Below are 7785 nucleotides of genomic sequence, written 5' to 3' on the forward strand. Positions count from 1 at the left end.
TCCACGTGGTGCACGGCGGCCGGGCCACCTGGTCCACCCACCGGGTCCGCCCGGTCGGCGGCTGCGAGGTCTGCCGCCCGCTGCCCGCCGACACACCCGAGGCCGCCCGGCTGCCCGCGACCTCCCGCCCGCTGCCCGACCCGGCCGTCCTGCGCGGGTCCAACGACCTGACGGAAGCGGGGCAGTTGCGGGCCGCGCTGTACGACGAGCGGTTCGGCCCGGTCCGCCGGCTGTTCCGCACCGAGGACTCGGCCTTCGCCCTCACCACCGCCTGGGTGACCGACGGCCGGGTGCTCGACGACGGCGGGTACGGGCGGGCCGCGGACTTCCGCTCCAGCGAACGGGTCGCGCTGTTCGAGGCGGTGGAGCGGTACGCGGGCATGCGGCCGCTCGGGCGCCGAACCGTGCTGCGGGCCTCCTACGCCGAGCTGGCGGGCGAGGTGGGCCCGGGGGCCGTCCTCGACCCGGTCCGGCTCGGCCTGCCCGACGACGCCGACCCGGGACACCCCGCCGTGGCCACCGTCCCGTACACCCCGGAGCTGGTACTCGACTGGGTGCACGGCTGGTCGCTCACCCACCGCCGCCCGGTCGCCGTCCCGGAGCACGTCGCCTACTGGGACGTGCCCGGACGCGACCGTCCCCGGGTGGTCTACGAGTCCTCGAACGGCTGCGGACTCGGCAACAGCCCCCAGGAGGCCGCGCTCTACGGCCTGTTCGAGGTCGCCGAGCGCGACGCCTTCCTGATGGCCTGGTACGCCCGCACCCCGCTGCCCGGCGTCACCCTCCCCGCCGAGGACCCGCAGATCGCCGAACTCGCCGACCGCGCCCGGCTGCTCGGCTACCGGCTCACCCTGCTCGACGCCACCAACGACCTCGGCGTGCCCGCCGTGATCGCCCTCTGCCGCCACCGCGGCGGCCGCCCCGACGCCCCGCGCACCTTCCTGGCCGCCGGAGCCCACCACGACCCCCGGACGGCGATCCGCTCCGCTGTCGCCGAGGTCGTCACCAACGTCCAGGAGGCGCCGCACCGCGCCACCGCCCCGGGCGGTCCGCGCGACCCGCAGCGGCTGCGCCCGATGCTGGACCGCCCCGAGCTGGTCGTCAGCCTGGACGACCACGTCGGCCTCAACGCCCTGCCCGAGGCCCAGCCCCGACTCGACTTCCTCTTCGCGGGCCCGCCCCCGGTGCCCTGGACCGAGCGCTGGCCCGGCGCCCCCGAACCGGTCACCGACCTCACCGAACTGCTGGAGCGGACGATCACCCGGCTGGCGGGGGAGGGCCTGGAGGTCCTGGCGGTCACCCAGGACGAGCCCGGCATCCGCGACCGGCTGGGCCTGCACTGCGCCAAGGTCGTCGTCCCCGGCACGCTGCCCATGACGTTCGGCCACGCCAACCGCCGCACCCGGGGCCTGCCCCGCCTGCTGGAGGTCCCGTACCGCCTCGGCCGCACCCCGGCGCCGCTGCGCCACGACGAGCTCCCGCTCCACCCGCACCCGTTCCCCTAGCCCTCCGGAGAGCACGCGATGACCACCCACGCGCTGCCAGTCGCCACCTGGCACAGCCTGCACCTCGCGCTGCCGCTGCCCGCCCGCGAGGCCGACGCCTTCCTCACCGAGGACCTCGCCCCGCTGATGGACGGGCTCGCCGACACCGAGTGGTTCTTCATCCGCTACGGCGAGGGCGGCCCCCACCTGCGCATCCGCTACCGCGGCCCGGGCCCGGCGCCCGACCCCCTCGCAGCCGAGCTCACGCGCCTCGCCGCCCGCCGCACCGCGCCCGACGGCCCGTTCGCGGGCGGGCACGGTGAAGTCACGGCGATCCCGTACGAGCCCGAGACCGAGCGCTACGGCGGCGCGGCCCTGCTGCCGATCGCCGAGGAGGTGTTCACCCACTCCACCCGCACCGCCGTCCGCGCCCTGCGCGCCCTCGGCGCGGCCCCCGAGCACCGGCTGCCGCTCGCGCTCGACCTCGCCCACACCACCGCACACGCCCTCGGCCTCGACGAGCTCGCCGCCTCCCGCTGGCTGCGCCGCCACGCCGCCTCCTGGCGGTGGGTCACCGAGTTCCGGCCGCTGCCCGGGACCGCCGTCCACGTCCGGGTCAACACCGTGTTCGCCCGGCAGCGGGAGGCACTGGCCCACCGGGCCCGGGCACTGCGCGCGGCGCTGGACGCCGGTACGGCCGAGCCCTGGCTGGGGGAGTGGGCGGCGCGGGTCGCGGATAGCGCTGCCCGGATGCGGGCCGTGGCGGCCCCGGACTCCGCGGAGCGTCTCTCCTGGATCTGGGCCTCCCAGTTGCACATGCTGTTCAACCGGCTCGGCGTCGGCCCCGACGAGGAGCGGGCGGTCTGCCGCCTCGCCGCCCGTACCCTGCTGGAGACCGGGCAGCCGTTCACCTTCTTCCCCGCCGACCACCACGCCCCGGACCACCAGTACCTGGAGCGCAGCAAGTTCCAGATCGGCCGCAGCGAGGACACCGCCCTGCGCGACCTGCCGTACCGCCCGGTGCCGCGCCCCCGTCCCGGTGACCTCCCGCTGCCCGCCGACCCGCTGCCGCCCGTCACCCTCGCCGACGCCCTGCGCACCCGCCACTCCACCCGGGGCCCGCTGACCGGCCCGCTCACCGCCGGCGCCCTCGGTGGACTGCTCTGGTCCGCCTACGCCCCGAACCCCGGCACGGGCCACCGCCCGTACCCCAGCGCGGGCGCCCTGCACACCGTCCGACTTCGGGTGCTCGCCCTCGCCGTGGACGGCCTGCCCGCCGGCACCTACCAGTGCCTCCCCGAGCACCGCAGCCTGCGCCCGATCGGCCCGGCCCCCGCCCTCGACGACCTCAAGGCGCTCTCCTCCTACCTCTCCCGCCCGGCCGACGACCCGGACGCCATCGGCATCGACCACGCCCCCGCCGTTCTCGCCGTCCACCTCGACCTGGCCCACCTGCGCCGCCGCTACGGCCTGCGCGCCCTGCGCCTCGGCCTCCTGGAAGCCGGCCACCTCACCCAGAACCTCCTGCTGACCTCCGCGGCCTTCGGTCTCGGCACCACCCCCCTCGGCGGCCTCCAGGACGACCTGGCCCACGAACTCCTCGGCCTGGACGACCTCGGCGAGCCCGTCCAGTACCTGCTCCCGCTGGGCCGGCCGGGGGCGGTGTGAGGCCGGGTGCCGAACCGCCGGTGGAGGGGCGGGTTCACGGACCCGTCTGCCGACCGCCGAAGAAGACCTGCACCTCCCGGATCTGCCCGTCCCGGACGGTGATCGCCTCGACGTTGCGGTAACGGTCGCCGGTGGTCAGCTCGTACTCGTAGTAGGCGAGGACGAGTTCCTCGTCGGCGGGCGTCACCCGAAGCAGCCGCTGCTCCGTGAACCGGTCGGCGGTGGGGAAGCAGCGCTCGAAGAACGCGGCCTTGTCGATGCGGTCGTCCTGGGGGCTGGTGAAGGTGAAGTCCTCGGCGTACAGCGGCAGGGCCGCCTCCCGGTCCTGCGACCGGTAGCAGCGGAACGCCGCCTCGACGATGCTCGCGGGGGTGCCGTTCATGCGATCTCCTCGTTCGGACTCAGTCGGCGAGCCCCAGGGGGTCCGGGGCGGTGGCCAGCAGTTCGGGGCCGTTGTTGCGGACGCTGTTGACGGTGGTGGGGACGGCGCGCACGCGCAGGGCGCCGTCGGCGGGGCGGCGCAGCAGGTGGTGGAGTTCGGCGGGGTCGGTGTGGGCGGGGGAGAGCCAGGTGGAGAGGTCGTCGGGGGCGATGGTGAGGGGCATCCGGTCGTGGACGCGGCCGGCGGAGTCGCTGGCGTCCGTGGTGATGACGGTGGCGGTGGCCAGCCAGGCGAGCGGGTCGTCCTCGGGGCGGGTGCCGTCGCGCCAGAACTCGTAGAGTCCGGCCATCAGCATGACGCCGCCGGTGCTGAGGAAGTACGGCTGCTTGTACTTCTTGCGGTCGGCGCCGGCGGGGACCTCGCGCCACTCGTAGTAGCCGTCGGCGGGGATCACGCAGCGGCGGGCGGTGAAGGCCTTGCGGAAGGCGGGCTTGGTGTCGACGGTCTCCGAGCGGGCGTTGATCATGCGGGCGCCGCCGGACGGGTCCTTGGACCAGGACGGGACCAGGCCCCAGCGCAGCGGGCGCAGTTGGCGCAGCAGTTCGCCGGTCTCCCGGTCGACGCGCTCCAGGACGGCCGGGACCGGATCGGTCGGGGCGACGTTCCAGCTCGGCGCGAAGGTCTCGGCCGGGTCCCAGCGGAGCTCTCCGAGCAGCGAGACGAGGTCCTGGGGCGTGGTGGTGGAGACGAAGCGGCCGCACATGCCCCCAGCCTCCCACGACGCACCGACAACGGCGTTCAGCGTGGTGCGTGCCCGCCCGGGGTGTGCCCGAAGGTGCGGCGGAACACGTCGATGAAGGCGCTGGCCGAGGCCCAGCCGCAGCGGTGCGCCACGGTGGTGACCGGCAGGCCCTCGGCGAGCAGCACCAGGGCGTGGTGCAGCCGCAGCTGGGTGCGCCACTGGCGGAAGGTCATGCCGAGGTCGGCGCGGAACAGCCGGGAGAGGGTGCGGTCGCTGGCGCCGACGACGCGGCCGAGTGCGGCGAGCGTGCGGCCGTCGGCCGGGTCCGCCTCCAGCAGCGCGCACAGTGACCGCAGCAGGGGTGTGGCGGGGGTGGGCAGGTGGAGGGGCTGCTGGGGGGAGGCGCGCAGCCGGTCGAGCAGGACGGCGCGCAGCCGGCTGCGTTCGGGGCTGTCCTGCTCCGGGGTTCGGGTGTAGGCCACGATCAGTTCGCGCAGCAGCGGGCCGACGGCGAGGACGGTCGGGCGGCCGAGGCCGAGCGGGTTGTCGGCGGCGGGCAGGCCGACCAGGTGGAGTTCGAGTTCGCCGTGGGCCTGGTGGGCGTGGACGGTGCCGGCCGGGATCCACAGGGCGCGGTTGCCGGGGGCGACCCAGGAGCCGGCGTCGGTGGTGATGCTCAGGACGCCGCGGGCCGCGTAGGCGATCTGGTGGTCGTCGTGCCGGTGCGCGTCGATGGCGCCGCCGGAGGGCAGGAGCCGGGCCTCGGTCGACGCGACGGGATCATGGCGGATTCTCGGCATCGGATGGCAGGTTATCGGAAGTTCGACAGCGCGTGCAGGCCCGAGGCTGGCGGCATGCCGAAGAACTCCGACCGCCGGTCGATCCTGTTGCTCTCCGTCGGGCACTCCTGTGTGGACGTCTACCAGGGTGCGGTGGCGGCCCTGGTGCCGTTCTTCGCGGCCGAGCGCCACTACGGCTACGCCGCCGTGTCCGGGGTGGTGCTCGCCGCCTCGCTGCTCTCCTCGGTCGCGCAGCCGCTGTTCGGGGCGCTCACCGACCGCCGGCCGCTGCCCTGGCTGTTGCCGGTCAGCACCCTGCTGGGCGGTGCGGGCATCGCGCTCAGCGGGGTGAGCGGCTCGTACGGGCTGACGCTGGCCTTCGTGGCGCTGTCCGGGGTCGGGGTGGCGGCCTACCATCCGGAGTCGGCCCGGATGGCCCGACTGGCGGCGCAGCGGGTCCAGGGGGCAGCGGGGTCGCAGGGCGGGCCGGGCACGCATCGGGGGATGGCCTGGTTCTCGCTGGGCGGCAACCTGGGCTTCGCGGCCGCCCCGCTGCTGGTCGCCGCCGTGGTCGGGACGGGCGGACTGCGGCTGACCCCGTTGCTCGTCCTGCCCGCGCTCGCGGGCGCTGCGCTCTGCCTGCCGGTGCTGCGCGAGCTGGAGCGGCGGCGGGCGGCCGGGGCCGCGCAGGTACCGGTGCCGGCCGCCGACGACCGGGCCGCGTTCCTGCGGCTGTCACTGGCGGTGGTCTGCCGCTCGATCGCCTTCGTCGGCCTGAGCACCTTCCTCTCGCTGTTCGCCACCCAGCGTCTCGGCGGTGGTCCGGCGGCGGGCACCGCGGCGCTGGTGGTGCTGTACGCGGGCGGTGCGGTGGGCTCGGTGCTGGGCGGCGCACTGGCGGACCGCTGGGGGCGGGTCGCGGTGGCCCGCCGGTCGTACCTGGTGGCGGCGGTCGCGGTGGCCGGGATGCTGCTGGTGCCGGGCCCGGCGCTGTACCTGTTCGTGGCGCTGACCTCGGCGGGGCTGTACGTGCCGTTCTCCCTGCAGGTGACGCTGGGGCAGGACTACCTGCCGTCGCGGATCGGCACGGCGAGTGGGATCACCCTCGGGCTGACGGTGAGCATCGGCGGCCTGGCGAGCCCGGTGATCGGCAGCCTCGCCGATGCGACCTCGCTGCGCACGGCGCTGTTGCCGCTGGTGCTGATGCCGGTGCTGAGCTGGGCACTGTTCCGGACGCTTCCGGAGCCGGTGGTGCCGTCCGCCGGCTCCGAGCCCGCGGGTGCCGGGACGGCACCGGTCAGCCGGTGACCGGCGTGACCTCCTCCGCGTAGGCGTGGAACAGCCGGGGCGCCCCCGGCTTCGGGCCGGCGAGCGGCAGGGCCCAGCAGCGGGCGACCAGCGGGCGGGATGTCGGTACCGGGCCAGGGCTGCGGCGAGACGTGGAGCCCGTTCTGCAAGCACGCGGGTCGGGATCTCCTGCATGACGATCACCCGGTGCGTTCGCATCTGATACGGTCGTTTTCTGAACGATCGATTGGTGAGTGAACGATATGAAGATGTTCGGCAAGCGTCCGCGGCTCTGGGGATCGCTGCTGGCCGTGGCCGTGCTGATGGCCGGCGCGGGCGGCTGGGTCGTGTACCAGAACGAGTACGACCTCACGGAGGAGCGGGTCACCGTCACCGGCGGCAAGCAGCCGCTCCAGGGCGTACTGGCCCGCCCCACCGGCGGCCACGGACCGTACGGACTCGTGGTCTTCGTCCACGGCGACGGACCCGCCGACGCCACCCACGACACCTTCTACCGCCCGCTCTGGGAGGCCATGGCGAAGGCCGGGTACGCGACGCTCTCCTGGGACAAGCCCGGCGTCGACAACGCCCCCGGCAACTGGCTCGACCAGAGCATCCAGGACCGCGCCGACGAAACCCTCGCCGCGATCCGCTGGGCCAAGACCCAGCCCGGCATCGACCCGAACCGGATCGGGCTCTGGGGCGCCAGCCAGGCCGGCTGGGTGATGCCCAAGGCGGCCCGGCAGTCCCCGGACGTCACGTTCGTGATCGCCGTCGGTACTGCCGTCAACTGGCTCCGGCAGGGCCGCTACAACCTGCTCGCCGAGCTCAGGGAGCGGCACGCCTCGCCCGAGGAGACCGCCGCAGCCGTCACCCGCAGCGACCGCAACCTGGCCGCCCTGCGGGCCAGTGCGACCTTCGAGCAGTACCAGGCCGCCGGCGGCGACACCCAGGGGCTGACGCCCGAGCGCTGGGCGTTCAACAAGCGCAACTACCTCTCCGACGCCACCGAGGACCTCGCCGCCCTCCGGGTGCCGGTGCAGCTCGTCCTCGGCGGCCGGGACGTCAACGTCGACAGCGACGACACCGAGGCCGGTTACCGCCGCCTCATCACCACTCCGGGCCTGCTCCAGGTCCTGCGCTTCGAGGACTCGACCCACAACATCGTGCCCAAGGACATCGAGGACTCCGAACTGCGCAGCACCTTCCTGGCCATCGCCGCACCGCGCTCGCTGTTCACCCCCGGCTACCTCGACGGCATGCGGAACTTCCTGACCTCGCTGGACCACCGGAAGGGCTGACCCACGATGAAACTGCTCGCCCTCGGCGGAGCCGGCGCGATGGGCCGGGTCGCCGCCCGGGTCGCGGCCGCACTGCCCGGCGTCCACGAACTGGTGATCGCCGACCGCGACCTCGGCGCCGCCCGCCGCGCCGCCGCCGCGC

The 7785-nt window shown here is 74.9% G+C and carries 7 protein-coding genes; 4 read left to right on the forward strand and 3 right to left on the reverse strand.

Going from position 1 to position 7785, the window contains the following annotated elements; translation table 11 throughout:
* Both KS423_RS32045 and KS423_RS32050 read left to right on the forward strand, forming a co-directional pair.
* Positions 1-1505, forward strand: a 1505-nt coding sequence (locus tag KS423_RS32045; protein WP_224283268.1) for a YcaO-like family protein, incomplete at its 5' end; no start/stop codon positions are given.
* An 18-nt stretch (positions 1506-1523) separates the two neighbouring features.
* On the forward strand, positions 1524-3152 hold the full coding sequence (locus KS423_RS32050; protein WP_224283269.1) for a thiopeptide-type bacteriocin biosynthesis protein: 1629 nt from the start codon (positions 1524-1526) through the stop codon (positions 3150-3152).
* A gap of 34 nt (positions 3153-3186) precedes the next feature.
* Here KS423_RS32050 and KS423_RS32055 read toward each other — a convergent pair whose 3' ends face one another.
* The 3 genes from KS423_RS32055 to KS423_RS32065 are packed head-to-tail and all read right to left on the reverse strand — an operon-like array spanning position 3187 to position 5076.
* Positions 3187-3534, reverse strand: a complete 348-nt coding sequence (locus KS423_RS32055) for a nuclear transport factor 2 family protein (RefSeq protein WP_224283270.1) — start codon at positions 3532-3534, stop codon at positions 3187-3189.
* Between the two features lie 19 nt (positions 3535-3553).
* Positions 3554-4297, reverse strand: coding sequence for an SOS response-associated peptidase (locus KS423_RS32060; protein WP_224283271.1), 744 nt, complete (start codon positions 4295-4297; stop codon positions 3554-3556).
* A 35-nt stretch (positions 4298-4332) separates the two neighbouring features.
* Positions 4333-5076 (reverse strand): helix-turn-helix transcriptional regulator, encoded by a 744-nt coding sequence (locus KS423_RS32065; RefSeq protein WP_224283272.1) that lies wholly within the window; start codon positions 5074-5076, stop codon positions 4333-4335.
* A 54-nt stretch (positions 5077-5130) separates the two neighbouring features.
* On the opposite strand from KS423_RS32065, the gene KS423_RS32070 reads away from it, so the two are divergent.
* On the forward strand, positions 5131-6363 hold the full coding sequence (locus tag KS423_RS32070) for an MFS transporter (RefSeq protein WP_224283273.1): 1233 nt from the start codon (positions 5131-5133) through the stop codon (positions 6361-6363).
* A gap of 242 nt (positions 6364-6605) precedes the next feature.
* Entirely contained in the window at positions 6606-7643 is a 1038-nt protein-coding gene (locus KS423_RS32075) for a S9 family peptidase (protein ID WP_224283274.1), read from the forward strand.
* Positions 7644-7785: the final 142 nt, after the last annotated feature.

Origin of the sequence: Streptomyces sp. LS1784 (assembly GCF_020103755.1) — a bacterium.
In the GTDB taxonomy this organism is placed as follows: Bacteria; Actinomycetota; Actinomycetes; order Streptomycetales; family Streptomycetaceae; genus Kitasatospora.